We start from the raw sequence: 24,758 nt of genomic DNA on the forward strand, positions 1-24,758 counted from the left end.
CGATAAATCGACCAGGGACGGACTGCATGGCGCGCGATACGACTGATGAAACGGCACTGACGGGCGTAGAGCAGCTCGCAACCTATCTGGCCGGTGGCTGCAAGCCCAAGGATGCGTGGCGCATCGGCACCGAACACGAGAAATTCCCGTTCTACAAAGCCGATAACAGCCCTGTTCCCTATGAAGGGTCGCGCGGCATCAAAGCCATACTGGAGGGTATGCAGGCGAAGCTCGGCTGGGAGCCGATCATCGATGAAGGCAAGATCATCGGACTGGTGGAACCCACGGGACAGGGCGCGATTTCGCTTGAACCCGGTGGCCAGTTCGAACTTTCCGGCGCGCCGCTTACCTCCATTCACCAGACCTGCCGCGAAATGAATGCGCATCTGAGCCAGGTACGCGAAATCGCCGAACCGCTGGGCATCTGTTTTCTTGGCGTCGGCGGCAGCCCGAAATGGACGCTGGCCGAAACGCCCATCATGCCAAAGTCGCGCTACAAGATCATGACCAACTACATGCCGAAAGTCGGTCATGAAGGTCTGGACATGATGTATCGCACCTCGACCATTCAGGTTAATCTCGATTTCTCGTCCGAGCGCGACATGCGCCGCAAGATGCAGGTTTCGATGAAACTGCAATCGGTGGCAACGGCGCTTTTCGCAAGCTCGCCCTTCACGGAAGGCAAGCCGAACGGCCTTCTGTCCTGGCGCTCCAACATCTGGCGCGACACGGACAACCAGCGTTCCGGCGTGCTTCCCTTCGTCTTCTCGGAAAATTTCGGTTTTGCCGATTATGTCGAATGGGCGCTCGACGTGCCGATGTATTTCATCCTGCGCGACGGCCATTATCACGACTGCACGCATGTAACCTTTCGCCAGTTCATGAATGGCGCGCTGAAAGGCGAAGTGAGCGATCCGGTGCCCAATATGGGCGACTGGACCAACCATCTTTCGACGCTTTTCCCGGAAGTCCGCCTGAAGCGCTTCCTGGAAATGCGCGGCGCGGACGGCGGTCCATGGCGCCGCATCTGCGCCCTTCCCGCCTATTGGGTCGGCCTGCTTTACGACGAGGAGGCCCTGACCGCCGCCGAACTCCTGACCAAGGACTGGACCTATGAGGAAGTTCTGGCGCTTCGCAACGAGGTTCCGGTGAAGGCGCTGAACACGAGCTTCCGTGGCAAGCCGCTGGAACAGATCGCGCGTGAAACGCTGAAAATCTCGCGTCTGGGCCTGCTGAACCGCAAGAAGCTCAACAGCGACGGTTATGACGAGACGCATTTCCTCGCGCCGCTGGAAGAAATCGTCGCCGCGGGCGTCACCGATGCCGAACGTATGCTGAAAGCCTATCACAGCGTCTGGGCGGGTTCGGTCGATCCGATCTTCCTCGAATATGCCTATTGAACGCCTATCGGGTATCGAGGTTCCGCAAATGAAAAGGGCGCGATCACCGCGCCCTTTCTTTTCAGCTTGAGACCTGTTGTCCCTTGGTCGGATCGGGGATCACGACGATGGCGCTGCCATCGCGGACATTGTTATAGAGATCGATCACGTCCTGATTGAGCATACGGATACAGCCGGACGAGACCGCCTTGCCGATGCTCCACGCTTCGGGCGAACCGTGAATGCGATAGAGCGTATCGCGACCGTCCTTGTGGATATACATGGCGCGGGCGCCGAGCGGATTTTTCAGGCCGGGCGGCATACCGCCATTGGCGATGCTATAGGGCGCAAGCGATGGCTGGCGCGCCACCATCTCGTCCGGCGGAGTCCAGCGCGGCCATTGACGCTTATAGGCGATCGTTGCGCGGCCAGCCCATGAAAAGCCGTCGCGCCCGACACCGATGCCGTAGCGCATGGCCCGGCCATTGCCGAGGACATGATAGAGATATTTGTTCGGCGTATCGACGATGACGGCGCCCTTGACCTCGTTCGTCGGATAATCGACTTCCTGCCGCCAGAATTTGGGATTGACCTTGCGCGTATCGACAGCCGGAATCGGAAATTGTTCCTCCGGCATGGCCCGATACATGAGCGGAACCTCGCGCGCCGGCTCCGTCGGGACGGTTTTCTTGATCGGCTGCGGTGGCCGCGCGGTCGAAACACAGCCCGAAAGCACGAGACCGCCGAGGCCGATGAGAAGGCCCCGGCGGCTGAACGCGGCCTTCGCAATGTCTTGCGCAAGGTCGCCCTGGGAGTTTTTAAGCGGCATACTGAATCTCTAGCAATGACAGATGCGCGAGACAAAGAAGGCCCAGCTTAAGTCAGCCTTAAGGCCATGCCGACGCGAGCAAAATCGTGCTCAGTCTCTGTGGGACAATATGTTCACAAGCCGCCCGAAGGAGTCGCGCACAAAGAAGCGGCGCACGCCCCATTCTTCATCGGCCGGGCCGTATTCGACGGGGAAACCCGCCGCGATCGTGCGTTCCAACACCGCATCCACATCATCGACCTCGATGGAAAGGTCGGGGACCGGCGTGCCCGATCCGCCTTCGCTCATGATACTGATCTGCACGCGCGCGCTGGCATCCGCCACATAGGTGACGATCCAGCCAAGGTCCATCCCCACATCGAGGCCCAACAAGTCTCCGTAGAAACGCTTTGCGGCTGCCAGATCGGCAGCGGCTATATTGGCAACGATGCGGCGGACAGCCATCAATATTCGCCGAGCTTGATGTCGGGCGTATAATCCACGCCGTCGACTTCCTTCACCACCGGCTGGCCGCAATGCATGACGCCCGTGGCCGCATTGAAGGAATAGGTGGGCGAGCCGTAGAGCTGCCAGCCTTTATTCAGCGCCGCCGTGACGCGGTGGCAGAATGCGGAATCGTCCGGCCCTGTAATGAAACGGTATAACTTCATGATGTCACTTCCTCTGTTATAACTTTACACCTGTCTTGCCGAGCAGGCGCTCGGCCATTTCGAGATGCAGCCGCTCGATCATCTGCCCGTCCAGCGAAACGACGCCCTTTTCGGCGTTTTCCGGTCGGGCAAAGATTTCGACGATGGCGCGCGCATGGGCGACCTCCTCCTCCGTCGGAGAAAAGGCCCGGTTTGCCGCTTCGATCTGCCCCGGATGGATCAGCGTCTTGCCGTCGAAACCCATGGCCGCGCCCTGTGCGCATTCCGCTTCGAAACCGGCGCTGTCGCGAAAATCGTTGAAGACGCCGTCGAGAACCGCGATTCCACCAGCCCGCGCCGCAAGCACGATCTGCATCAACCACGGCACCAGATAGGGGCGCCCAGGCTGCGGACGCACGCCCGTCGCCCGCGCTATATCGTTAGGCCCGACCACGAAACCGGCAAGCCGCATCGCGGAACGATAGCCCAGCATGGCGATCTGGTCGGCATTGAGAATCCCACGCGGCGTCTCGATCATGGCCCATACGCCGACCGCCGGATCGGCATCGTCACGGTCAAGCAGTCTGGCCGCATCGATAACGTCCTGCGGACGCTCCACCTTGGGCAGAAGGATTGCATCCGCGCCCGTCTTCGCCACCGCGACAACATCGTCCCTGCCCCACGGCGTCTCCGCAGCATTGACCCGCACGATGCGTTCGAAACCGACCGCCGGATTGGCGGCGAAATGAGCGGCAAGCGCTTCCCGTGCCGATTGCTTGGCTTCCGGGGCGACGGAATCCTCCAGATCGTAGATCACGCAATCGGCGGCGAGGATCAGGGATTTTTCGAGCGCGCGCGCATTGGCTGCGGGCACGAACAGGACGGAACGGCGCGGACGAACAACTGTTTTCATGACCCGATTTGTGCACCGAACCGCCCGGGCACGCAAGGCCGGGCAGACGCTCCGGCGCGATCTTGTATTCTGGCTTGTATGCTGGCCTGTAGGCTGGCTTGTATGCTGGCTTGTATGCTGGCTCATATACGGGGTCCGGCTTCGCTTCCAGGGCGCCTCCGGGTGCGGGACTTGAAATCCGCACCGTGCCTGCCTATTTTCCACCCTTCGGTCGAATGCACCCGCCGCCCGCAGCCGCAAGGCCACGGTAAAGCATTCTGAATCTTCGTTTTTGTTCCGGTGACGGCAGAAACGGCAATGCGGGCGCCCGTTCACGAAAACGCCGCTCACAATCAGGAGCGAAAACAATGACCGCAGCTATCATCGCTGGGAACAATAATGCTGACTTCAAGCATCGGGCCCGCCGCCTGCGCCAGGCCCTGAGCGAGGAAGGCATCCAGATCAGCCATGGCAAGGCGCTCGACCTCGTCGCCCGCCAGTCCGGTACGCGCGACTGGAACACGCTTGCCGCCGCCGAAGGCAGAACCGAAGCCTCACCGCAGGACGACACTGCGCCCTATCGCGTCGGCCAGCGCATTTCCGGCCTGTTTCACACCACGCCGTTCGATGCGCGCATCATCGCCGTGGAAGAAACGATCAAGCCCGACCTGTGGCGTATCACGCTTCAGTTCGATCCCGCCATCGACGTGGCGGTTTCGCCGAACCTTTCGATGCTGCGCAGGCGCTTTACCGCTGTCGTCGGCGACGACGGCAAATCCCGCCGCCTGACCGGCAGCGAGGCAGGCGGCATCGCACTGAAGGTTGCATAATTGCGCAAAGCGCATCGGACACGCATGATCCGTGAAGCTTGACGCAGCTTTCCGACAGGATTATGCGCATTACCTGACAGGCGAACTGTCCGGTCGGCCTCAAAACCGCCCGGATGGTCCGTCATGAAGGTCGGGAGTTCGACCTATTGGGCAGTTTAGAGCCTGTTCCAAAAGTCGCCCTGTGTGGCTGCAAATGGCAATTTTCTGCGTTCCGGTGCTCATGTACGTTAAGTACATTGCGCTCCGGTACTCGAAAATCACCATTTTCGCACACACACGCTGCTTTTTGATTCAGGCTCTTAGGCCTCAAACGTTGACTCTCGGTCAAGCTGATGTAAACCAGTTTGCAAAATTGCAAAATGCCAACCGACAGGTTCAGGACATGGATAAGTTCACCAAGCTCACGGGCGTCGCCGCCCCCCTGCCGATCGTCAATATCGATACGGATATGATCATCCCGAAGGATTATCTGAAGACGATCAAGCGCACGGGTCTGAGCAAGGGCCTTTTCGCCGAAATGCGCTTCAACGAAGACGGCACGGAGAACCCGGATTTCGTCCTGAACAAGCCCGGCTATCGCAACGCGCAGATTCTGGTCGCGGGCGACAATTTCGGCTGCGGCTCCTCGCGCGAACATGCACCATGGGCCCTGCTCGATTTTGGTATTCGCTGCGTGATTTCGACCTCTTTCGCCGACATCTTCTACAATAACTGCTTCAAGAACGGCATCCTGCCGATCAAGGTCAGCCAGGAAGATCTCGACAAGCTGATGGACGACGCTTCGCGCGGCGCCAATGCGACCCTGACCGTCGATCTCGAAACCAGGGAAATCCATGGTCCCGATGGCGGCACGATCGCCTTCGATCTGGACGATTTCAAGCGTCACTGCCTCCTGAACGGCCTTGATGACATCGGCCTGACCATGGAAAAAGCCGGCAGCATCGACACTTTTGAGGCAAAACGCGCCGAACTGCGCCCCTGGGCATGATATTGCCCGGTGCGGCCAACGCGCATAACGCACATGGAGCGCGGTTCGTTTCGATTGAATCAGGACGAGCCGCGCTCTATCTATTTGTTTTGAACCGCGCATCCCGCCCGCGAACTGCGGGCTGCGCTCACAAGAGCCCGGTGGCCTGAACAATTGAATAGGACACGATTGGCTCACATGGCCAAAGAAGATCAAAGCGGCGAATGGGCGAGACGTTTCTCGCCCTCGCTGGACGAAATAGAATCCATCGCGATCGAAGCTCTGGCGCATATGCCCGAGGATTTTCGTACGCTCTGCGGCGACCTCATCATCCAGATCGCCGATTTCCCGGACGAGCAGGTCATCGAGGATATGGGGCTGGACACGCCGTTCGACCTGCTCGGTCTGTTCGAGGGGCGCGGCATCGGCGAGCGCTTCACGCTACAAACCGGTGAAGGCCCCAACCGCATCACGCTCTATCGCCGCGCCGTTCTCGACTATTGGGCCGAGAACGAGGAAACGCTGGGCGACATTATCGCCCATGTCCTCATTCACGAAATCGGCCACCACTTCGGCCTCTCCGACGAGGATATGGAGAATATCGAAGCGCAGGTCGAATAACCGAAAACCGCGATGAAATGCGAAGGGCGTCCCAAGAGACGCCCTTGACTGATTCAGATTCTTGGCGAGCGAATATCAGGCCACACTCAGGCGAACGTCGATATTACCGCGTGTCGCGTGCGAATATGGGCAGACGATGTGCGCCGCCTTAACCAGTTCCCCGGCCTTCGCCTTGTCCACGCCCGGAAGGGCGATCTCCAGCGCGACATCGAGACCGAAGCCGCCGCCGTCCTCACGTGGGCCGATGCCGACCGTTGCGGTAACCGTGCTGTCTGCGGAGACGGTCACTTTCTCCCTGGCTGCGACGAATTTCAGCGCACCGAGGAAACAGGCTGCATAGCCGGAAGCGAAGAGCTGTTCGGGATTGGTGCCCTCGCCGCCCTGACCGCCAAGTTCCCTGGGCGTATCCAGAACAACGCTGAGGCGTCCATCGGCGGTCTTCGCGCTGCCGGTCCGTCCGCCGGTTGCAGTCGACTGGGTCGTATAGAGAATAGGCATTTCGATTTCTCCTTGATCGGGCTTAACTTCACGCACAAGGTGGCATCTATTTGCATTGCGCACAATTTAATTCTGTAAAATTTATTATCACAATTATGTGACACGCAATCCAATTGCATTTGATGTATATATCTGCCACGGAGAACACAGATGAAGCGCGACGATCAAAAATCCGCCCTCGGGCTTTCGAACATGGTCTGCTTTGCGATCTACTCGACCGCAAATGCGTTGACGCGCGCTTACCAGCCGATCCTCGCCGGGCTGGACCTGACCTATCCGCAGTTTCTGGTGATGATCGTGCTGTGGGAAGAAGACGACAGGACCGTTTCGGAGATCGGTGCGAAGCTCAATCTCGATTCCGGTACGCTGACACCGCTTTTGAAACGTCTGGAAGCAGCGGGGCGCATCATGCGCCGACGCGATCCGCAGGACGAGCGTCAGGTTCGCATCACCCTGACCGCAGAGGGCCGCGAATTGCGCAAAGCCGCGGAAACCGTTCCCGAGCAGGTTTTCTGTGCGTTGGGCCAGCCGATCGATGAGCTGAAAGATCTGCGTGCGCGATTGCTCGACATACGCGGCAATCTCGCCGACAGCCTCCCTCGCTAGAGCGGGATGATTTTAGAGAGCGTCCCGAAAAGTGTGAAACGGTTTTCGGATAAGATGCGCGTAAAAACAAAAGAATAGAGCGCCGACAAAGCGGCGCTCAGACTTCTGATAAGGCAAAGCCGGATCAGCGAAAGTGGTTATTATAATGCTTGTCGTACCAGAGCCAGCCGAGACCGGCTGCGGCTATGATCAGCGGGAAAATATACCAGAAGAAGATCTCGGAAGTCATCGCTTCAATCTCCCTAACACTCGTCTTGCCATAAAATGTAGTACTATCGCAGGCAAAATCCAAGCTGCGAGGACGAGAAAAGACACGAACAAGCCGCTGCCCGGCGTAAAATTAAAGGTCTTGCCCAAAACGCCGACGGCCAGGAACGCCGTGGACAGGCGATCGAGATTGTTGGCCAACAACTTTGTTCGCTCGTTATGGATCAAACTCATCTGTGCCCCTCCCCATCACTTCTTATCCGAAGGCTTGATAAGCCCCGCCTGCATCGGAAGAAAAAAGCGCCGGCAAAGCGGCGCTTTTCATGTCAAACTGCAACTTCGATCAGGCGGCGAGCGCCTTGGGCTTGATCAGGCCGCGAGCAACGAGAAGCTCGGCGATCTGGATCGTGTTGAGTGCGGCACCCTTGCGCAGATTGTCGGAAACGACCCACAGGGCCAGACCGTTTTCAACCGTAATATCCTCACGGATACGGCTGATATAGGTCGCATCTTCGCCAGCGGATTCATAAGGCGTGATGTAGCCGCCGTTTTCGTGCTTGTCGACAACCTGGCAGCCCGGCGCTTCGCGCAAAATCTCGCGTGCTTCTTCCGCCGTGATCGGCTTATCGAACTCGATATTGACCGCTTCGGAATGGCCGATGAAGACCGGAACGCGGACAGCGGTCGCCGTCAGCTTGATCTTGGGATCGAGCATCTTCTTGGTTTCGGCCACCATCTTCCATTCTTCCTTGGTGTAGCCGTCTTCCATGAAGGTATCGATATGCGGGATAACGTTGAAGGCGATACGCTTGGTGAACTTCTTCACCGAGACCGGATCGGCCACGAAAACAGCGCGCGACTGCTCGAAAAGCTCGTCCATGCCTTCCTTGCCCGCGCCCGAAACCGACTGATAGGTCGAAACGACGACGCGCTTGATTTTCGCCGCGTCATGCAGCGGCTTCAGCGCCACGACGAGCTGCGCGGTCGAGCAATTCGGATTGGCGATGATGTTCTTCTTGCGAAAACCTTCGACCGCGTCGGGGTTCACTTCCGGCACGATCAGCGGCACTTCGGCGTCGTAGCGCCAGGCCGACGAATTGTCGATGACGACGCAGCCCTGCTTGCCGATCTTCGGCGACCATTCCTGCGACACCGAACCGCCAGCCGACATCAGGCAGATGTCCGTGTCGGAAAAATCATAGGTATCGAGCGCCTTGACCTTCAGCGTCTTGTCGCCATAGGACACTTCCGTGCCCTGGCTGCGGCGCGAAGCAAGCGCCACGACCTCATCGGCGGGGAAACCGCGCTCTTCGAGAATATTGAGCATTTCACGCCCGACATTTCCGGTAGCGCCGACAACTGCAACCTTGAAACCCATTATTCGTCTCCTGTCCCTCTCCGCTTCCAGATCCGGAACCCCGCAGGCCACGCGGGTCTTCCGTCCCCGGGCCAGACCCGGGGAGAGGGCGAGCAGGCCAAGGGAATCAGACCGTTTTCGTGGTCGTTTTAGTAATGGCCGTGATTTTTTTGATAATCGAAGGCATACGTATCGCCCCGGCAAGAATGCCGGCAGTTCCAAGCGAAACTGACGCTACGTTGACGCGATCCACGCGAGTTCTCCTTCGTTCGGCTTTGCTTTTACGCAGTTTATAGATGGAGTCAATTCTCCAGCGGTGCAAGATGCGCGTTTTTAGACCGTAGCGGCGAATTAACCTGCGCACCGGCGTGACGACCTTTGGAAAAACACCGAAATCCGGGAGCGAAATCCGTTCTGCCCTGGTGCAGCGAACAGTATTTCCACCTGCCAGTTCTGTCTCATACTAAAGACTACTGCCCGAATCCCCTTTTTCCGTTCATCATGCAAGCGTGAGGAGAGCGCCTGAACAGTTGAGAGGAACTGTTCCGCGCACCAGACGGTCTCCGTCTACATGGCGGAATGGGACCGTCTCATATAGCTCTGTTTGGGAGGACAGATAAATGACAGTCTCGTCAAGTGCCGAGATCGGCACACAAAGAATGACGGGGGAAGAGCGCAAGGTCATCTTTGCATCTTCGCTCGGCACCGTTTTCGAATGGTACGACTTTTATCTCTACGGAACGCTTGCCGCCTTCATCGGCGCAACCTTCTTCAACGAATATCCCGAAGCCACCCGCAATATCTTCGTGCTTCTGGCCTTTGCGGCGGGCTTTCTGGTGCGCCCCTTCGGCGCGCTCGTCTTCGGACGCATCGGCGACCTTGTCGGCCGTAAATACACGTTCCTCGTGACCATCGTCATCATGGGTTCATCCACCTTCCTCGTGGGTATCCTGCCCGGCTCGGCCACGCTCGGCATTTTCGCTCCGATCATCCTGATCGCGCTGCGAATGCTGCAAGGGCTGGCGCTCGGCGGTGAATATGGCGGTGCGGCAACCTACGTCGCGGAACATGCGCCGGACAATCGTCGCGGTTTCTTCACCTCCTGGATCCAGACCACGGCCACGCTCGGCCTGTTCCTGTCGCTGCTGGTCATTCTCGGCATCCAGACCTTCATGAGCAAGGAAGCCTTCGCCGCCTGGGGCTGGCGCATTCCATTCCTCGCCTCCATCATCCTGCTCGGTATTTCCGTCTGGATTCGTATGCAGATGAGCGAATCGCCCGCATTCAAGCGCATGAAGGAAGAAGGCAAGACCTCGAAGGCTCCGCTTTCGGAAGCTTTCGGCCAGTGGAAAAACGCAAAGATCGCCCTGATTGCTCTTTTCGGCCTCACCGCCGGTCAGGCCGTGGTGTGGTATTGCGGCCAGTTCTATGCGCTGTTCTTCCTGCAGAACGTCCTGAAGGTCGAAAACCAGTCGGCCAATATCATGGTGGCAATCGCCCTCGTGATCGGCACCGGCTTCTTCGTCGTCTTCGGCTGGCTGTCGGACAAGATCGGCCGCAAGCCCATCATCATGGCGGGACTTCTTCTGGCAGCCGTGACCTACTTCCCGCTGTTCAAGGCGCTGACCCATGCCGCCAATCCGGCACTGGCCCAGGCCGAACAGACCGTCAAGGCAACCGTTACGGCGGCCCCCGGCGACTGTAACTTCCAGTTCAACGCCACCGGCACTTCCAAGTTCACCACCTCCTGCGATGTCGCGACAAGCTTCCTCGCCAAGAGTTCGGTGCCTTACGAAATCGTTCAGACGGCAGCAGCCGGAACGCCTGCAACCATTACGCTCGGCGACAGCACGATCTCGTCTTACGACGCCGGGCAGGCTGGCGCAGACGCCGCTGCCAAGCAGTCGGCCCTGTCCCACGACGTAAACCTCGCCCTGCAGAAGGCGGGCTTCCCGCTTGCCCGCGGCACGGCACAGGTACCTGATTCCAAGCTTGACGCCTTCGTCGCGGCCAATCCCGAACTTGAGCTTAACGCCGAAGCCGTCCGCGCAGGCGACAAGACGATGGTTCCGGCCGCCGATCTGGTAAAGCAGAAGCTGCTGACCCAGACCGAAGCCGAGGGCCTTGGCACCAGCGCCGAACAGGCCGTCTACTCCATCCCGAATGCCGGCGCATTCAAGATGGTGGCCGATCCGGCACAGGTGAACTGGGTCATGACAATCGCCATCCTGACCGTTCTCGTCATCTATGTGACGATGGTCTATGGCCCGATTGCCGCGATCCTCGTGGAAATGTTCCCGACCCGCATCCGCTACACCGGCATGTCGCTGCCCTATCACATCGGCAATGGCTGGTTCGGCGGTCTGCTTCCGGCTGGCGTGTTCGCGCTCAGCGCGGCCAGCGGCGACATCTATTACGGCCTCTGGTACCCGATCGTCATCGCATCCATCACCTTCGTGGTTGGCTTGCTGTTCGTGAAGGAAACCAAGGGGGTCGACCTGCATCACATCGATTGATCGTTCGGCAGGAATGGAAACACGACGCCGCCCTTCGGGGCGGCGTTTTCATATGCGGTATTGCGCTTCGATCTCGATCAGTTTCTGCTTGCGCCACAGGCCGCCGCCATAGCCGGTCAGCGAACCGTCCGCGCCGATCACACGGTGGCAGGGAATGATGATCCCGATCTGGTTGGCTCCGTTCGCGCGCGCCACCGCCCGCACGGCCAGCGGTTTGTCGAGAGCCCTGGCAATCTCGCTGTAACTGCGCGTCTCCCCTGCCCTGATATTGAGAAGCTCACGCCAGACATCCTGCGTAAAGGCGCTGCCATGCAGCACAAGCGGCAGGTCGAAGGCGGGCAGCCTGCCCTCGAAAAACGCGTTCAACTGCCGTTCGACCAGATCGTGCGTGTCGAAACGGCCCGTACCGAGATCGCCGTGACAGGCGGCATAAAGCTTTTTCAATTCGCCCGGCAGCGCCTTGCGGTCGACGAATTCCAGAAGATGCAGGCTTTTTGCATCGCAGATCGCAATCATGGTGCCAAGCGGCGTCTTGAACCAGTCCGCGCGCAACAGCCCGCCCTTGAGAAGCTTCGAAGGTGGCAGGCCGACAATCCGCGCAAAAGCGCTGCGGAAAGCTTCGGGCGAACCGAACCCGGCATCGATCTGTGCATCGATGACACGCCCGCCGTCGGCGAGCGCCTGAAAGCCGTAGCGCAAACGTTCCTGACGCGCCATTTCCAGAAATGTCATGCCGAAATGACGGCGGAAACTGCGGCGTACGGTGGAAAGGTCCAGCCCCATGCGAACGATGTCATCTTCGCTCCAGCGGCGCTCGGGATCGGCTTCCAGCGCATCCAGAAGCTGCTTCACGGATGGTTCCGCCTCGGCGGCGGGCTGTAGCGGATGGCATCTTTTGCAGGGCCGGAAACCATCGGCCATGCATTCGGCAACGGATGCGAAAAAGCGGCAGTTTTCCGGTTTCGGTTTTCGCGCCGGACAGGTCAGGCGGCAGAAAATTCCGGTCGAAATAACGCCGACATAAGCCCGGCCTTCATAGGAAGCATCGCGGGCAACGAGCGCATCGTAGAGTTTTTTCTGGTCAGGAGGTGTGAACAACATGCGGCTATTCTTAAGCGGCGCAATGTAAATTTACAGCCTCAAATCGGGCACTTACTCAAAAAAAGAAAGCCCGCCATGCCGATTGCATGACGGGCTTTCCGAACGGATTTCCCGGCGTTTATTCCGCCGAAAGCTTCGAGAACTTGGCGAGGATGGCATCACCCATTTCGCCGGTGCCAACCTTGGCCATGCCTTCCGACCAGATATCCGCGGTGCGGGTACCGTCGTCCAGAACGGCGGCGATGGCGGCTTCGAGGCGATCGGCTTCCTCAACGAGGTTGAATGAATAGCGCAGGCACATGGCCAGCGAGGCGATCATCGCGATCGGGTTGGCAATGCCCTTGCCCGCAATATCCGGGGCCGAACCGTGCACCGGTTCGTAAAGTGCCTTGCGCTTGCCGGTCTTGCTGTCCACCGCGCCCAGCGAAGCGGACGGCAGCATACCCAGCGAGCCGGTCAGCATCGATGCGACGTCCGACAGAAGGTCGCCGAACAGATTGTCGGTCACGATGACGTCGAACTGCTTCGGCTGGCGCACGAGCTGCATACCGCCCGCATCGGCCAGCATATGCTCCAGTTCCACGTCGGAATGCTTTTCCTTGTGACGTGCGGTCACGACCTGATTCCAGAGGACGCCCGACTTCATCACATTGCGCTTTTCCATCGACGTGACCTTGTTGCGGCGCGTGCGCGCCAGCTCGAAGGCCACATCGGCGATGCGTTCGATTTCGTAAGTGTCGTAGACCTGCGTATCGATGCCGCGCTTCTGGCCGTTGCCCAGATCGATGATTTCCTTCGGCTCGCCGAAATAGACGCCGCCAGTCAGTTCGCGCAGAATCAGGATGTCCAGACCTTCGATCACTTCCGGCTTCAGCGAGGAAGAATGCGAAAGGGCGGGATAGCAAATGGCCGGACGCAGGTTTGCATAAAGCTGCATATCCTTGCGCAGGCGCAGAAGACCGGCTTCCGGGCGTACTTCATAAGGCACGCTGTCCCATTTCGGACCGCCGACAGCGCCGAACAGCACGGCATCGGCGGCAAGCGCCTTCTCCATATCCGCATCGGAAATGGCCTGACCGTGTGCATCGTAGGCGCAGCCGCCAACCAGACCTTCCTCCGTCTCAAAGCCGAGACCGAGGCCGGAATTGAGGAAAGAAATGATCTTGCGGACTTCGCTCATCGCCTCAGGACCGATGCCGTCGCCGGGCAGGAGAAGAAGTTTTCTGGATGCCATAATGCCAAGCCTCTGTTTTTTAATACACAATACGGACTGACGAAGCGTTTTCCGATATTGTCTTTTCAGGTTCCGCGAGGGTTATAAAGCCCCGTTGTGCGACACGCAACAATGAGCGGAGCCGAAACTTATGAAAAAGATAAAGGCTTGTGCAGAAATTATATAACAGAGCGAAACGATGCCCGGTTTCGGTTTTTCCGTCTCTTCCGTGCGTGGAAACGCCTCTCGCTTCCGCTGAATACCAAGGCGGCCCCCACTTTCGGGAAACATGCTTTAAGTTTTTGTTTTAACGCATGTCTTTATCCCGTCGAAGCGGGACTAGAAATCAGTCCAGTGGACTGATTTCCCCGCGTAGGCGGTTCCCACTTTCGGGAGACATGCTGGTCACTCGCTCAGGCTGCGCGCCTCGGACGGCAGCATGATCGGTATGCCGCCGCGGATGGGATAGGCAAGCTTTGCCTTGCGCGAGATCAGTTCATTGCGTTCGGCGTCATATTCCAGCGTGCCCTTGGTCAGCGGGCAGACCAGAAGCTCCAGCAAGCGAACATCGATAGTACCGGTTTCGGTCTTTTCAGTCATCGTCATTTCCCCGGCCCGATCCGGCATTATTGCAGCCGCGAGCCAAAATCGTCTTCCTTCACCCTCGCCAATACCATTTCGGTGATGGCGATCAAAGTGGCCGCGCGCGTCTTGAGATCGGGCGCTTCCAGAAGCGCCTGCTTTTCCGCCGGACCGAAAGGCGACATGATGGAAAGCGCGTTGACCAGCGTTTCATTATTGGCGCGGGCGATGCTGTCCCAGTCGGCTTCGAGATTATGCGCTTCAAGATAATCGCGGAATGCGCCAAGGAGCGCCTCGCGATCGATTTCCGCCGCGTCCCGCGCCTCGGCCAGATCGGCGAGAAAAGGCATGATCCGGCACTGGCGATAGGGCTGACGGCAGTTGATTTCCTCACGAACACGGAAGCGGCAGATGCCCTGCAAGGTGATGAGCAGGCGGCCGTCGCCGGTTTCGGCAAAGGTCGTGATGCGCCCCAGACAGCCGACATTGCTTAGCGAAGGACGCAACGTTTCATCGAATTCGTCCGCGCTGTCGTCCGTCTGTTCGTCGATCTTCGGCTGGATCATGCCGATGATCCGCTTTCCGGCCAGTGCATTCTCGATCATGGCCAGATAACGCGGCTCGAAAATGTTGAGCGGAAGCTGGCCGCCGGGCAGAAGCAGCGCTCCTTTCAGCGGGAAGACCGGCACGACATTCGGTATATCCGTGCCGGTCCTGTAACGGGCATTGCCCACTTGCATTGCAACCTCCCTTTAGGACTTCTCGCCGAGAGACACCCTAACAGTTAGATTTCCGGCATAATCCCGACCTTGTTCCATACCGACCGGATTATGCGTCACACAGGCCCGAAACGCCTGAAAGGAACCAGCGTCACGGGCAATCAGGCAAAGAGAAGCGATGACAACTTGCGCCTTGCGCCGAGCGTCGCCGGGTCCGTATTGCCCCAAGCCTCGAAGAACTGAAGCAGTTGCTTGCGCGCTCCGTCATCGTTCCATGTACGATCCAGCTTCATGATCGAAAGCAGCTCGTTTGCAGCTTCTTCGCGACGGCCCTGCGCGTTGCGCACCTGTGCAAGGTCGAACCGCGCCTGATAATCTTTCGGATCGGCCTGCACCCGCCTTTCAAGCTCGATCGGATCGCCGATAAGCTTGACCTGATCGGCCAGCGCGAGACGCGCCTCCAGCGCGCGAGCGGCTGGTGCATCCTGCTGGTCGGTGGGCAATTGCGCAAGGATTTCGCGCGCCTTTTCAGCGTCGCCGGATTCGAGCAGGCAGGTGGTAAGCCCGACGAGCGCGTCCACATTGTCAGGCACCGCCTGAAGAATGGACGAGAAAATCTCCGACGCCTGAACGAAATCTCCGGCTGTTACCAGTTCATTTGCAGCCGTGATCGCTTCGGCGAGCGCCGTCTCCTGATCGCTCGGCCCGCCAATCTTGGCGATGAATTCCTTCACCTTGGATTCCGGTAGGGCGCCCATGAAACCGTCGGCCGGCTGGCCGTTGACAAAAGCGATAACCGCCGGGATCGACTGAATGCCGAGCTGACCCGCAATGGCGGGATGTTCGTCGATATTCATCTTGACGAGCTTGACCGCCCCGCCCGCTTCGCGAACCGCTTTTTCGATGATCGGCGTCAGCTGCTTGCAGGGCCCGCACCACGGTGCCCAGAAGTCCACCAGCACCGGCTGCTTGCGCGATTCCGCAAGTACATCCGCCTGAAAGGTCGCGGTGGTTGTATCCTTGACAAGATCCGCCCCGCCCGTTGCCGCAGGCGCTGAACCGAAAGAAACATTTGCCGTCATCTGGCCGCCTGCGCCGGCATAGGGATTGTTCTGGCTGGTCATAGAAATTCCTCGCATTTTCCCGCCGGTGCGGCCATCCGCGCGCAAGCCGGCATCGCTCTTTTCAGTTTGTGTCTGCGGCAGCCGATTTCAAGGCAGTCAGCCGGTCGGAAACGGCTTCGCCGGCAGAAACAAGATTGTCGAAAACAGTCTATACCGAAGCGTCGGCTTTGGCATCCTCGGAAACCGCAAGAATGCGCGGTTCGTGACCTGTCGACCTGAGAAACGCGATCAGGTCTTCGCGGCCGATCGCGGTCGTGGCTTCGTTGGTCAGCGGATGGCCGTTGATGATGTCGTGTTTCATCAGATCGGCATCAAGAATGACCTGCACCTGATGATCCGTATCGTTGACGGCACCGAAAACGGTCACGGAGCCCGGAATCACACCCAGATATTCCATCAGCTTTTCCGGCTTGCCGAACGACACACGGCTTGCCGCGCCAATCAGGTGGTGGATCGATTTCAGGTCCACGGTCGCATCCTCCTCGACGGTCACAAGAAAGAAATTGTCCTTCTTGTCCTTCAGGAACAGGTTCTTGGTGTGTCCGCCGGGAATCTCGCCGCGCAGATTCTGGGAATCCGCGACCGTGAACAGGGGCGGATGTTCGACGGTCTTCACCTCGATACCGAGTTTCTGGAGATAATCGTGAAGCTCGCTCGGCGATAAAGGCATGTTTCCACCCATCCTGTTCAGCAATGAATTGTCGAACCCGCCATCGAAGATTCCTCATGCTTCGGTGACGCGCAACAGCGCTTATAGACCATGCGGCGAGGCTTAGAAACCGGGCAGGACGAATTGGATCGCCTGTACGAATACGTCGGACTGAATCGCTGCCGCAGCGCCCGATTCCACGCCTCCAGCTCACGATTTCACCACATCCGGTTCAAAAATCACAGGCGGAAAAGCAAGTATCACACCATGTAATATCAATAATTATCAAATACTTATGAAAGTTTTCGCAGCTCCGCTCAACGAAATGACATTTTCCTGTAATTTCCCTGTTGCAATCTCCGGGACGTTGGTTCATATAGCGCCTGCCTGACGGAAACGATTGGCGCGAGCGGGTGTAGCTCAGGGGTAGAGCACAACCTTGCCAAGGTTGGGGTCGAGGGTTCGAATCCCTTCGCCCGCTCCAGTTTTCCGATCAGTATCAGGCAACAAAATCCCGGCTTTGTCCGGGATTTTTGCTTTTTGGCAGCGTATAAACACGTTAGAAGCGCCAGAGCTACTCGGCCCTCATTTCCCCTTTTCCCGGAACAAAAAAGCAATGTCTGTCGTTCAACCGACATGAACATTATCAGCGCAATGATATGGGGCGCAGCGCTTGGGGCGCTGTTCGGAACGGCCCTTGGTCACGTGCCGACCGCAGCCGCGATGGGCGCGGTGATCGGCATCATCTACGTTCTGTTCTGGGCGGAAGCCTGATCCCCGGCGCACCAAGGAAAAAGGCGCCTCGCGGCGCCTTTTGCCAGATCGCCAGTCGGCCAGCCATATCAATATCAAAGGCCGACTGGAACCTTGCCGCCATTATCCTTGAGCTTCTGAATAACCTGCTTGTGCAGCCAGATATTCATGGTGGCGGAGTCACCCGTATCGCCGGTATATCCAAGCTCGGTTGCAAGCTGCTTGCGATGTTCGAGACTGCTATCGAGGCCGAGAGCCTTCATCAGATCGACAATCGAAGTCTTCCAGTTGAGCTTCTGGCCGCTCTTGGCGACCGCTGCGTCCAGAATGGCGCCAATATCGACCGACTGCGCGGATGCAGAAGCGGACGAAGGAGCGGCCTCGGCCGGAGCCGGCGAAGCTGAAGCAGTGGTCGGCGACGGCTGCGCAGCCGCTTCGGTTGCAGGCGTTGCCGCTTGCGCTTCACCCCAAATGGCGTTCTTAATCTTGTCGAAAATCCCCATCACGGTCTCCAGATCGTTGAAAACTTAACGCGCCCGCACATGCATCATCAGCGATGCACGGAATCGGACGCAGCACATTGCCCGGGCAGCTTCCCCGACAATGCGCTCGAAGTAAATGATTTCGGAAGCGTTTTGTTCCCTATAAAAATGGGCCCGGAAGTCAAAGGGCGGAACCGGGTGTGAATGCACGATGCATCCATGATGAATTTATAGCCAGTTGCTCATTTTTTATGCACCGGTCTGCGCAATGCTCGCGCACAATACACACCAGCACACTTGTTCCGAAACCCGCCCATGCCGACCACCCGCCAAATCCGGCGCGACGAAAACTGGCATACTCCTTGCTTCTCATGAAACGAACACCGAGCCGGGCGGCACTGCTGACTTGCGGTGAACGATCAATTGAGGATGACAGAGAGACTGACCGATGACCAAGTACAAGCTCGAATACATTTGGCTCGATGGATACATGCCTGCACAGAATCTGCGCGGCAAGACGCAGATCAAGGAATTCGATGCTTTCCCGACCCTTGAGCAACTGCCGCTCTGGGGCTTCGACGGCTCGTCCACGATGCAGGCGGAAGGCCATAGCTCGGACTGTGTCCTGAAGCCGGTCGCGCTCTATCCTGACCCGGCGCGCACCAATGGCGCGCTCGTCATGTGCGAAGTCATGCTGCCGGACGGCGTCACCCCGCATCCGACCAACAGCCGCGCCACCGTGCTTGACGACGACGATGCATGGTTCGGCTTCGAGCAGGAATATTTCCTTTATGAAAACGGCCGTCCGCTCGGCTTCCCGGCACAGGGTTTCCCCGCACCGCAAGGCACCTATTACACCGGCGTCGGCTACAAGAACGTGGGGTCGATCGCCCGCAAGATCGTCGAGGAACATCTCGACCTTTGTCTCGCCGCGGGCATCAACCACGAGGGCATCAACGCGGAAGTCGCCAAGGGCCAGTGGGAATTTCAGGTTTTCGGCAAGGGTTCGAAACGCGCCGCCGACCAGATCTGGATGGCTCGTTATCTCCTTCTGCGCCTTTGCGAACAGTATGGCGTCGATGTCGAGTTCCATTGCAAGCCGCTCGGCGACACGGACTGGAACGGCTCAGGGATGCATTGCAACTTCTCGACCAGATTCATGCGTGACGTTGGCGGCAAGGAATATTTCGAGGCCCTCATGGCCCGGTTCGAAAAGAATCTGGACGCCCATATCGACGTCTATGGACCGGACAATCATCTTCGCCTGACCGGCAAGCACGAAACCGCTCCGTGGAACAGGTTCTCCTATGGCGTCGGCGATCGCGGTGCTTCGATCCGCGTTCCGCATTCCTTCGTCGCGAATGGATATCGGGGTTATCTCGAAGACCGCCGCCCGAATTCGCAGGGCTGCCCTTACCAGATCGCTTCGCAGGTTCTCCGCACGATCTCGGAAGTCCCAACCACGGACGATCAGTCACTCGCTGCCTGATCCTGAAGAAGCGCCTGCTGCAAGCGGCAGGCGCTACCGATAGAGGATGAATGCCAGCCCTATCACGACGAAAGCGGCTCCAATCCACGCCCCGGCGGCCGGACGCTCGCCCGTCCGAAGCCACAGAAGCGGCAGGATGATTACCGGCGTCGTTGCCGATATGGTGGAGACGATACCGGTCTTGCCGCCAGACAATGCGAAAAGCAACAGGGTCATACCGACCGCCAGCGCAAGAAACCCTGAAAGAGCGGTCATTGCAACAACCGGCAATGTCGGCGGATTGCGCGATTTGACCGCTGCAACCGGCAATTGGGCAAGAGCGCTCAGACAGGCCGCCGCCACCCCGACCCGTATGAGCGAGCCGACGAATGGATCGATCCCGGTTTCCATGACCGGACGCACGATGATCGAGCCGATTGCCTGGCCTGACGCCGCAAGCAATCCGAACGCAATTCCAATCCACAATGCGCCTTTCACGGCTTCCCAGGGATGTTTCTGGGAAGATCTTTTTCCAAAGAAGATGGCCAGACACACACCGATAATGGTGAGCGCCATGCCAAAGACCGCACGGATCGAAAGCATTTCGCCCAGAACCGTCCAGCCCAGAAGCGCCGCTATCGGCGCATTCATGGCGAAAAGAATACCGGCGCGCCGCGGCCCGAGCCGGATAACGGCCGCAAACAGGGCCGTATCTCCCAGAAATATGCCGATGAAGCCGGAACACATCAGAGGCAGAATATTTTCGCTGTCCAACTGCCGCCACGAACCGGTGAAGGCGACATAGGCGATCAGAAGACAGGTCACGAAAACCTGACGAATGCGATTATATGACAGCGCGCCCAGATGCCCTGCCGCCCCTGCGGAAATCAGCCCCGTAAGCGCCCAGCAGATGGCAGACCCGAAGGCTGCAAGTTCATAGATCGGCATGTTCCCCACTCAATGACGCTGACAGCCCGTTCCTGAAGCGCAGCCTTATCATCATGCCGTTCGAGTCGGTAGTGGCCGTAAAACCCGGTCTGGCCCGCCTGTCCTAATAGGCCCGCCCATGACCAATCGCTCAATTTTCGGCCATCAAAATCACAAATTTTTGCCTGTCTCCCCTGTTTACGGGGATATTCAACGTGCAGCCGCGGGGATACTGTCGGACTCGCTTCGGCTAACACCCTCAACACGCCGAAGCCTAACCCCGGCGCTGTGGATCCGTTGCTGCCGGGGTTTTTCTTTTTTGGGGTGATTTTCACCAGATTAACAGGTCCTGACCCTAGCTTCACACCGTCGAGTCCGTCATCATCCGGGCCATGCGGCAATTTGCGAGAAGACTGACGGGCGAGACGGGATGGGGCGTACCGGCATCGGTCGGCCTCCATCTGATGCTCGCATTGCTGCTCGTCGTGCGTTTGCCCGCATTGTCCGCACCTTCGGCGGAACAAAGCGTCAATGTGGAAATCGTTCCCCAACCGGCCCCGAAAGAACAGGCAAAGCCGAAACAACCACCTGCCGCCGCAGCCCCGCAGGCTTTCGAATCGGCAGCAGCCAAAACGGAAACGCCCAAGCCGGAACGAGCGGATTTGCCGCCCGCCGCACCCGAAACCGGGAAAAACAAAGACGAAACGCCACCCGACCCAGCACCATCAGCCGAGCTACCTCGACCAGGAAAGCAGTCTGCCGACAATCTGCTGCGGGCGGACAATGGAACCGACGCTGCGGCATCGAAACAGAAAGTGCCTGTTCCCGATCAAAAGCCCGCTTTGCAGCCCGCAAAGCCACTATCCGCACAACCGGCGAAAAGACTGACCAAAGCGCGCGAAATCTACTCGAAAGACGCCATGGCAGACCCGCGCGTGAGACAGGCTATCGGAAAACTGCCCGCGAAGGATCGTGTCATCCAGCTATGCGGCATTGAAGCGCTGGAGCAGGTCCGTCGTCACCAGCCGGGCGCTTTCCCGGACATGCTGGCCCGTACAGGCGGTTCCGTTTCGGATTCCGGCCAGACTGTCAGCGATGGGGCCTATCGCAGCAAAGGCAAATGGTATGCTATCGATTTCACCTGCAAGGTCGATCCCGCAACCCTGGCCATCAGTTCCTTCAGCTATTCCATCGGCCACCCGATCCCGGAAAGCCAATGGAACAGCAGGCAGTTGCCGAGAGATTAGAGACACCGCATCCCGGATGTGATCCAAAACGGAAGAACTATCGCATCATCGCGGCGACATTGCCGCCATCGACGCTGATCACCGCCCCCGTCGATGCCCTTGCCTGCACGAGATGCAGGACTGCCGCCGCGACATCTTCCCCCGAGACCTCGCGTTTCAGGAGATTGCCGCGCATATAGATTTCCGGCGTCACGCCCTTTCCCCGACCATCGGATCTCCTCAACATCACGCCCGATCGCCGAAAAATCGAGCTGGCGCTTCCCATCTGGAGAGCAGCGCTATCAACCTTCTTTTGCCCCTCATATAATGCATGTTGACATTTGTCGATCATTTGCCGAATATTGTCAAACGACTCTGGGAGAAGTCGAAACTGGCGACGGGTCAATGTCGCTCGCGGAGGAAATGCATTGGAATTTCTGCTGGAAGTGGAAGGGCTCAAAAAGTCCTTTGGCGGCGTTGCCGCCTTGCGGGACGGGCGGCTGCAATTGCGGGCAGGTTCGGTGCACGCGCTGTGCGGAGGCAATGGCGCAGGCAAATCCACTTTCCTGAAAATCCTGATGGGAATTCACGCGCGTGACGGCGGGCATATCCGGCGGCGCGGAAAAGAGGTCACCTATTCCAGCCCGGCAGAAGCGCTTCAGGCGGGCATCGCGATCATCGAACAGGAATTAAGCCCCGTTCCCCATATGACAGTCGCGGAAAATATCTATCTGGGCAGGGAACCGCTTCGCCGCTTCGGCGGCATCGACTTCAAGACGATGAACAGGAATGCGCAGCGGCTGCTGGACCAGCTTGAGTTCAAAATCCGCGCCAACCAGTTCATGATGAACTTGTCGGTCGCCCAGATTCAGCTTGTGGAAATTGCCAAGGCGCTGAGCCACGATGCCGAGGTCATTTTCATGGATGAACCGACCTCGGCAATCGGGGAAAAGGAAGCGCAGCAACTCTTCGCCGCCATCCAGAACCTGAGAGCAAGCGGAAAAGGCATCGTCTATGTCTCGCACCGGCTGTCGGAAATCTTCCAGATCGCCGATTCATACACCGTGTTTCGCGACGGCAGCTATATCGACAGCGGCGAACTCGGGAATATCACACGCGCCGAACTCATCCACATGATCGTCGGGCGGGAACTCGGCGAAGAATATATCAAGACAAACGCTCCAACCGAAATCCCCGGCTTGCAGGTTTCGGGACTAAGCGCTCCCGGCAAGATCGCCGATATATCCTTCACGGCCCATAAGGGCGAGATTCTCGGCATCTACGGATTGATGGGATCGGGGCGGTCGGAAATTTTCAATTGTCTTTTCGGCCTCGATAAAGCCTCGAGCGGCACCATCCACCTCGAAGGCGAACCTGTCTCCGTGCGCCGCCCGTCGGATGCGATGGCGCTTGGACTGGCCTTCGTGACGGAAGACCGCAAGCTCACCGGTCTTAATCTCGACGAGAGCGTCCGCAACAATATCTGTCTGGCGAGCCTTCCCGAAATGAGCCCCCGCTTCGCCATGAAGCGGCGTGAGGAAATGTCCGCCAGCAAGCAAATGATCGAACGGTTCAGGATCAAGGTCGCCACGGACACGATGGCTGTCTCCGGTCTCTCCGGCGGCAACCAGCAAAAAGTCGTTCTGGGCAAGTGGTTCCTGCGGAAGCCGAAGGTCCTGCTGCTCGATGAACCGACACGCGGTGTCGATGTTGGCGCAAAGCAGGAAATTTACCGCATCATCTGCGAATTCGCTGCCGAAGGCGGCACCGTCGTCATGATCTCTTCGGAAATCGATGAAGTTCTCGGCATGTCGGACCGGATCATGGTCATGCGCAGCGGACAGTCGGCAGGCATCTATCGCAGGCAGGAAGCGGACGCGCAGTCGCTCGTGCATCTTTCCACATGAGAAACGGCCCGAAGGCAATGCGTTTCGTTCGAGACCAGGGAGATAGGACCGCAAGCGCCCGCAAAAAGGCGGAACCGGTTCTAGTGGATTGAATTTGACGTTTGAATCCCGACTGAATGAGATGCTGTTTCAAACGTCAAATTCGAAAAATCCACTAGATGCATGAAGTTGCTAGTGGTCTTTCGATTCCGACATTTGCTCGGCAACTATATCAGAGGGATGCAAATGTCGGAATCAGACCACTAGAGAGGTAAAGCAAGTGTCCACCACCGAAAACAATTCATCGACGAACTGGTTTGGCTCCGAACGCCGCAGACTGGTCATCCAGGAATACGGAATCTTCATAGCCTTCCTGCTGCTGGCCACGATCCTCTCATTCTCCAACCAGTATTTCCTGACGGCGGGCAATATTTCCAACGTCCTCTTGCAGACCTCGATCAACGGCATCCTCGCCATCGGCATGACCTTCGTCATCCTGACGCGCGGCATTGATCTTTCGGTCGGCTCGGTCGTCGCCCTGGCCGGCATCGTCAGCGCAAGTTTCGCCACCACATCCGCAACCGCGGGCATTGCGGGCGCGCCCTACTCGCCATTCGTGGCCATTCCCGTCGGGCTGCTGGTCGGCATCTGCTGCGGTGCATTGGTCGGCATGATCGTATCGCGCTTTTCGGTCCCGGCCTTTGTCGCGACGCTGGGTATGCTGTCGGCCGCACGCGGACTGACGCTCATTTATGGCGGCGGCAAGCCGGTGCCCGCGCTCATCCCGGATTTTCGCTGGATCGGAACCGGTAACATTGTGGGCATCCCGGTCCCCGTCGTCCTGCTCGCAATCGTGTTTCTGGTGTCCTGGTGGGTGCTCAACCGGTCGCGGTTCGGGCGCTACATCTATGCCGTCGGGGGCAATCCCCATGCGGCCAATACATCGGGCATCAACATTTCACGGGTCCGGTTTTCGGTCTATGTCATCTCGGGCGGTCTTGCCGGTCTTGCAGGCATGATCCTTTCAGCACGCACCGGCTCGGCTCTCCCACAAGCAGGTATCAGCTACGAACTCGACGCCATCGCGGCGGTCGTCATCGGCGGCACCAGTCTTTCCGGCGGTGTGGGCCGCATTACCGGAACGCTCATCGGCGCACTCATCATCGGCGTCATGAACAACGGCCTCGATCTGATGGGCATCCAGTCCTACTACCAGCAGGTCCTGAAGGGCGCGCTGATCGTCGGCGCGGTCATGCTCGACCAGAAACGCAATCAGGATGCCTGATCGCCGCCGGTT

Annotated in this window: 26 protein-coding genes, 1 tRNA gene and 1 pseudogene; 12 read left to right on the forward strand and 16 right to left on the reverse strand. The window is 58.4% G+C overall.

The window, feature by feature from the left end; all coding sequences use genetic code 11:
• The first annotated feature begins 26 nt into the window (after positions 1-26).
• Positions 27-1,400, forward strand: a complete 1,374-nt coding sequence (locus FHS76_RS04050) for a glutamate--cysteine ligase (protein ID WP_183648493.1) — start codon at positions 27-29, stop codon at positions 1,398-1,400.
• A gap of 61 nt (positions 1,401-1,461) precedes the next feature.
• Here FHS76_RS04050 and FHS76_RS04055 read toward each other — a convergent pair whose 3' ends face one another.
• The 4 genes and pseudogenes from FHS76_RS04055 to FHS76_RS04070 all read right to left on the reverse strand — a co-directional run.
• The gene (locus tag FHS76_RS04055; protein WP_183648496.1) at positions 1,462-2,208 is read right to left on the reverse strand and encodes a L,D-transpeptidase; all 747 of its coding nucleotides are present in this window, start codon (positions 2,206-2,208) and stop codon (positions 1,462-1,464) included.
• A 90-nt stretch (positions 2,209-2,298) separates the two neighbouring features.
• Entirely contained in the window at positions 2,299-2,652 is a 354-nt protein-coding gene (locus FHS76_RS04060; RefSeq protein ID WP_183648499.1) for a VOC family protein, read from the reverse strand.
• Positions 2,652-2,858: a DUF1737 domain-containing protein gene (locus tag FHS76_RS04065; protein ID WP_183648502.1), complete on the reverse strand. Its 207-nt coding sequence runs from the start codon at positions 2,856-2,858 to the stop codon at positions 2,652-2,654. The genes FHS76_RS04060 and FHS76_RS04065 overlap by 1 nt, the downstream gene beginning before the upstream one ends.
• Positions 2,859-2,874: 16 nt before the next feature.
• A pseudogene (locus FHS76_RS04070) lies at positions 2,875-3,787 on the reverse strand (HpcH/HpaI aldolase/citrate lyase family protein); the annotation flags it as partial.
• A gap of 310 nt (positions 3,788-4,097) precedes the next feature.
• Between FHS76_RS04070 and FHS76_RS04075 the strand changes: the two are divergent.
• The 3 genes from FHS76_RS04075 (at position 4,098) to FHS76_RS04085 (ending at position 6,147) form a co-directional block, all read left to right on the forward strand.
• Positions 4,098-4,559, forward strand: a complete 462-nt coding sequence (locus FHS76_RS04075; protein WP_183648508.1) for a glyoxalase superfamily protein — start codon at positions 4,098-4,100, stop codon at positions 4,557-4,559.
• A 382-nt stretch (positions 4,560-4,941) separates the two neighbouring features.
• Positions 4,942-5,547: a 3-isopropylmalate dehydratase small subunit gene (leuD, locus tag FHS76_RS04080; RefSeq protein WP_183648510.1), complete on the forward strand. Its 606-nt coding sequence runs from the start codon at positions 4,942-4,944 to the stop codon at positions 5,545-5,547.
• A 177-nt stretch (positions 5,548-5,724) separates the two neighbouring features.
• Positions 5,725-6,147, forward strand: a complete 423-nt coding sequence (locus FHS76_RS04085; RefSeq protein WP_183648514.1) for a metallopeptidase family protein — start codon at positions 5,725-5,727, stop codon at positions 6,145-6,147.
• A gap of 75 nt (positions 6,148-6,222) precedes the next feature.
• Here the strand turns inward: FHS76_RS04085 and FHS76_RS04090 are convergent, their stop codons facing one another.
• On the reverse strand, positions 6,223-6,645 hold the full coding sequence (locus FHS76_RS04090; protein WP_183648517.1) for an organic hydroperoxide resistance protein: 423 nt from the start codon (positions 6,643-6,645) through the stop codon (positions 6,223-6,225).
• 150 nt (positions 6,646-6,795) lie between these two features.
• On the opposite strand from FHS76_RS04090, the gene FHS76_RS04095 reads away from it, so the two are divergent.
• Positions 6,796-7,251 carry a MarR family winged helix-turn-helix transcriptional regulator gene (locus FHS76_RS04095; RefSeq protein ID WP_183648520.1) on the forward strand — a complete coding sequence of 152 codons (456 nt, stop codon included), beginning with the start codon at positions 6,796-6,798 and terminating at the stop codon, positions 7,249-7,251.
• A 225-nt stretch (positions 7,252-7,476) separates the two neighbouring features.
• Here FHS76_RS04095 and FHS76_RS04100 read toward each other — a convergent pair whose 3' ends face one another.
• Both FHS76_RS04100 and FHS76_RS04105 read right to left on the reverse strand, forming a co-directional pair.
• Positions 7,477-7,692, reverse strand: coding sequence for a hypothetical protein (locus FHS76_RS04100; RefSeq protein ID WP_235992564.1), 216 nt, complete (start codon positions 7,690-7,692; stop codon positions 7,477-7,479).
• A gap of 109 nt (positions 7,693-7,801) precedes the next feature.
• Positions 7,802-8,836 carry an aspartate-semialdehyde dehydrogenase gene (locus tag FHS76_RS04105; protein ID WP_183648523.1) on the reverse strand — a complete coding sequence of 345 codons (1,035 nt, stop codon included), beginning with the start codon at positions 8,834-8,836 and terminating at the stop codon, positions 7,802-7,804.
• Between the two features lie 599 nt (positions 8,837-9,435).
• Here FHS76_RS04105 and FHS76_RS04110 point away from each other — a divergent pair.
• Positions 9,436-11,331, forward strand: a complete 1,896-nt coding sequence (locus tag FHS76_RS04110) for an MFS transporter (protein WP_183648526.1) — start codon at positions 9,436-9,438, stop codon at positions 11,329-11,331.
• A 48-nt stretch (positions 11,332-11,379) separates the two neighbouring features.
• On the opposite strand, the gene FHS76_RS04115 is transcribed toward FHS76_RS04110, so the two are convergent.
• From FHS76_RS04115 to FHS76_RS04140, 6 genes are all read right to left on the reverse strand, one after another.
• Entirely contained in the window at positions 11,380-12,432 is a 1,053-nt protein-coding gene (locus tag FHS76_RS04115) for a bifunctional transcriptional activator/DNA repair enzyme AdaA (RefSeq protein ID WP_183648528.1), read from the reverse strand.
• 118 nt (positions 12,433-12,550) lie between these two features.
• Entirely contained in the window at positions 12,551-13,666 is a 1,116-nt protein-coding gene (leuB, locus tag FHS76_RS04120) for a 3-isopropylmalate dehydrogenase (RefSeq protein WP_183648532.1), read from the reverse strand.
• Between the two features lie 384 nt (positions 13,667-14,050).
• Entirely contained in the window at positions 14,051-14,245 is a 195-nt protein-coding gene (locus FHS76_RS04125) for a Trm112 family protein (protein ID WP_183648534.1), read from the reverse strand.
• Positions 14,246-14,271: 26 nt separating this feature from the next.
• Positions 14,272-14,967: an LON peptidase substrate-binding domain-containing protein gene (locus tag FHS76_RS04130; RefSeq protein ID WP_183648536.1), complete on the reverse strand. Its 696-nt coding sequence runs from the start codon at positions 14,965-14,967 to the stop codon at positions 14,272-14,274.
• A 140-nt stretch (positions 14,968-15,107) separates the two neighbouring features.
• On the reverse strand, positions 15,108-16,085 hold the full coding sequence (gene trxA, locus FHS76_RS04135) for a thioredoxin (protein ID WP_183648539.1): 978 nt from the start codon (positions 16,083-16,085) through the stop codon (positions 15,108-15,110).
• A 133-nt stretch (positions 16,086-16,218) separates the two neighbouring features.
• Positions 16,219-16,740, reverse strand: a complete 522-nt coding sequence (locus tag FHS76_RS04140; protein ID WP_183648541.1) for a prolyl-tRNA synthetase associated domain-containing protein — start codon at positions 16,738-16,740, stop codon at positions 16,219-16,221.
• Between the two features lie 388 nt (positions 16,741-17,128).
• Here FHS76_RS04140 and FHS76_RS04145 point away from each other — a divergent pair.
• Together FHS76_RS04145 and FHS76_RS04150 are read left to right on the forward strand one after the other, a co-directional pair.
• Positions 17,129-17,203: transfer RNA gene (locus tag FHS76_RS04145), tRNA-Gly, on the forward strand.
• 152 nt (positions 17,204-17,355) lie between these two features.
• The gene (locus FHS76_RS04150) at positions 17,356-17,493 is read left to right on the forward strand and encodes a hypothetical protein (RefSeq protein ID WP_183648543.1); all 138 of its coding nucleotides are present in this window, start codon (positions 17,356-17,358) and stop codon (positions 17,491-17,493) included.
• A gap of 74 nt (positions 17,494-17,567) precedes the next feature.
• Here FHS76_RS04150 and FHS76_RS04155 read toward each other — a convergent pair whose 3' ends face one another.
• Positions 17,568-17,975, reverse strand: a complete 408-nt coding sequence (locus FHS76_RS04155) for a DUF3597 domain-containing protein (RefSeq protein WP_183648545.1) — start codon at positions 17,973-17,975, stop codon at positions 17,568-17,570.
• Between the two features lie 427 nt (positions 17,976-18,402).
• Between FHS76_RS04155 and FHS76_RS04160 the strand changes: the two genes are divergently transcribed.
• A complete protein-coding gene (locus tag FHS76_RS04160) occupies positions 18,403-19,443 on the forward strand; it encodes a glutamine synthetase beta-grasp domain-containing protein (protein ID WP_183648547.1) in 1,041 nt (346 codons plus the stop codon).
• Positions 19,444-19,476: 33 nt separating this feature from the next.
• Here FHS76_RS04160 and FHS76_RS04165 read toward each other — a convergent pair whose 3' ends face one another.
• Positions 19,477-20,370 (reverse strand): DMT family transporter, encoded by an 894-nt coding sequence (locus FHS76_RS04165; RefSeq protein WP_183648549.1) that lies wholly within the window; start codon positions 20,368-20,370, stop codon positions 19,477-19,479.
• A gap of 371 nt (positions 20,371-20,741) precedes the next feature.
• On the opposite strand from FHS76_RS04165, the gene FHS76_RS04170 reads away from it, so the two are divergent.
• Complete coding sequence (locus FHS76_RS04170; RefSeq protein WP_183648552.1) at positions 20,742-21,596, forward strand: DUF930 domain-containing protein; 855 nt, start codon at positions 20,742-20,744, stop codon at positions 21,594-21,596.
• A gap of 37 nt (positions 21,597-21,633) precedes the next feature.
• Here FHS76_RS04170 and FHS76_RS04175 read toward each other — a convergent pair whose 3' ends face one another.
• Positions 21,634-21,822, reverse strand: coding sequence for a hypothetical protein (locus tag FHS76_RS04175; RefSeq protein WP_183649342.1), 189 nt, complete (start codon positions 21,820-21,822; stop codon positions 21,634-21,636).
• 181 nt (positions 21,823-22,003) lie between these two features.
• Here FHS76_RS04175 and FHS76_RS04180 point away from each other — a divergent pair, with 181 nt between their 5' ends.
• A complete protein-coding gene (locus FHS76_RS04180) occupies positions 22,004-23,482 on the forward strand; it encodes a sugar ABC transporter ATP-binding protein (protein ID WP_183648555.1) in 1,479 nt (492 codons plus the stop codon).
• Positions 23,483-23,741: 259 nt separating this feature from the next.
• Positions 23,742-24,746 carry an ABC transporter permease gene (locus tag FHS76_RS04185; RefSeq protein WP_183648558.1) on the forward strand — a complete coding sequence of 335 codons (1,005 nt, stop codon included), beginning with the start codon at positions 23,742-23,744 and terminating at the stop codon, positions 24,744-24,746.
• Positions 24,747-24,758: the final 12 nt, after the last annotated feature.

Source organism: Brucella daejeonensis (genome assembly GCF_014199265.1).
GTDB lineage: Bacteria > Pseudomonadota > Alphaproteobacteria > Rhizobiales > Rhizobiaceae > Brucella > Brucella daejeonensis.

Coding starts and splice junctions, on each gene's coding strand:
- FHS76_RS04130 (WP_183648536.1), bottom strand. CDS start 14,967: ATGCAAGTGGGCAATGCCCGTTACAGGACCGGCACGGATATACCGAAT.
- leuB (WP_183648532.1), bottom strand. CDS start 13,666: ATGGCATCCAGAAAACTTCTTCTCCTGCCCGGCGACGGCATCGGTCCT.
- FHS76_RS04175 (WP_183649342.1), bottom strand. CDS start 21,822: ATGTTGAGGAGATCCGATGGTCGGGGAAAGGGCGTGACGCCGGAAATC.
- FHS76_RS04155 (WP_183648545.1), bottom strand. CDS start 17,975: ATGGGGATTTTCGACAAGATTAAGAACGCCATTTGGGGTGAAGCGCAA.
- FHS76_RS04150 (WP_183648543.1), top strand. CDS start 17,356: ATGAACATTATCAGCGCAATGATATGGGGCGCAGCGCTTGGGGCGCTG.
- FHS76_RS04060 (WP_183648499.1), bottom strand. CDS start 2,652: ATGGCTGTCCGCCGCATCGTTGCCAATATAGCCGCTGCCGATCTGGCA.
- FHS76_RS04095 (WP_183648520.1), top strand. CDS start 6,796: ATGAAGCGCGACGATCAAAAATCCGCCCTCGGGCTTTCGAACATGGTC.
- FHS76_RS04170 (WP_183648552.1), top strand. CDS start 20,742: ATGCGGCAATTTGCGAGAAGACTGACGGGCGAGACGGGATGGGGCGTA.
- FHS76_RS04105 (WP_183648523.1), bottom strand. CDS start 8,836: ATGGGTTTCAAGGTTGCAGTTGTCGGCGCTACCGGAAATGTCGGGCGT.
- FHS76_RS04055 (WP_183648496.1), bottom strand. CDS start 2,208: ATGCCGCTTAAAAACTCCCAGGGCGACCTTGCGCAAGACATTGCGAAG.
- FHS76_RS04065 (WP_183648502.1), bottom strand. CDS start 2,858: ATGAAGTTATACCGTTTCATTACAGGGCCGGACGATTCCGCATTCTGC.
- FHS76_RS04140 (WP_183648541.1), bottom strand. CDS start 16,740: ATGCCTTTATCGCCGAGCGAGCTTCACGATTATCTCCAGAAACTCGGT.
- FHS76_RS04115 (WP_183648528.1), bottom strand. CDS start 12,432: ATGTTGTTCACACCTCCTGACCAGAAAAAACTCTACGATGCGCTCGTT.
- FHS76_RS04050 (WP_183648493.1), top strand. CDS start 27: ATGGCGCGCGATACGACTGATGAAACGGCACTGACGGGCGTAGAGCAG.
- FHS76_RS04110 (WP_183648526.1), top strand. CDS start 9,436: ATGACAGTCTCGTCAAGTGCCGAGATCGGCACACAAAGAATGACGGGG.
- trxA (WP_183648539.1), bottom strand. CDS start 16,085: ATGCGAGGAATTTCTATGACCAGCCAGAACAATCCCTATGCCGGCGCA.
- FHS76_RS04160 (WP_183648547.1), top strand. CDS start 18,403: ATGACCAAGTACAAGCTCGAATACATTTGGCTCGATGGATACATGCCT.
- FHS76_RS04075 (WP_183648508.1), top strand. CDS start 4,098: ATGACCGCAGCTATCATCGCTGGGAACAATAATGCTGACTTCAAGCAT.
- FHS76_RS04100 (WP_235992564.1), bottom strand. CDS start 7,692: ATGAGTTTGATCCATAACGAGCGAACAAAGTTGTTGGCCAACAATCTC.
- FHS76_RS04165 (WP_183648549.1), bottom strand. CDS start 20,370: ATGCCGATCTATGAACTTGCAGCCTTCGGGTCTGCCATCTGCTGGGCG.
- FHS76_RS04085 (WP_183648514.1), top strand. CDS start 5,725: ATGGCCAAAGAAGATCAAAGCGGCGAATGGGCGAGACGTTTCTCGCCC.
- leuD (WP_183648510.1), top strand. CDS start 4,942: ATGGATAAGTTCACCAAGCTCACGGGCGTCGCCGCCCCCCTGCCGATC.
- FHS76_RS04090 (WP_183648517.1), bottom strand. CDS start 6,645: ATGCCTATTCTCTATACGACCCAGTCGACTGCAACCGGCGGACGGACC.
- FHS76_RS04125 (WP_183648534.1), bottom strand. CDS start 14,245: ATGACTGAAAAGACCGAAACCGGTACTATCGATGTTCGCTTGCTGGAG.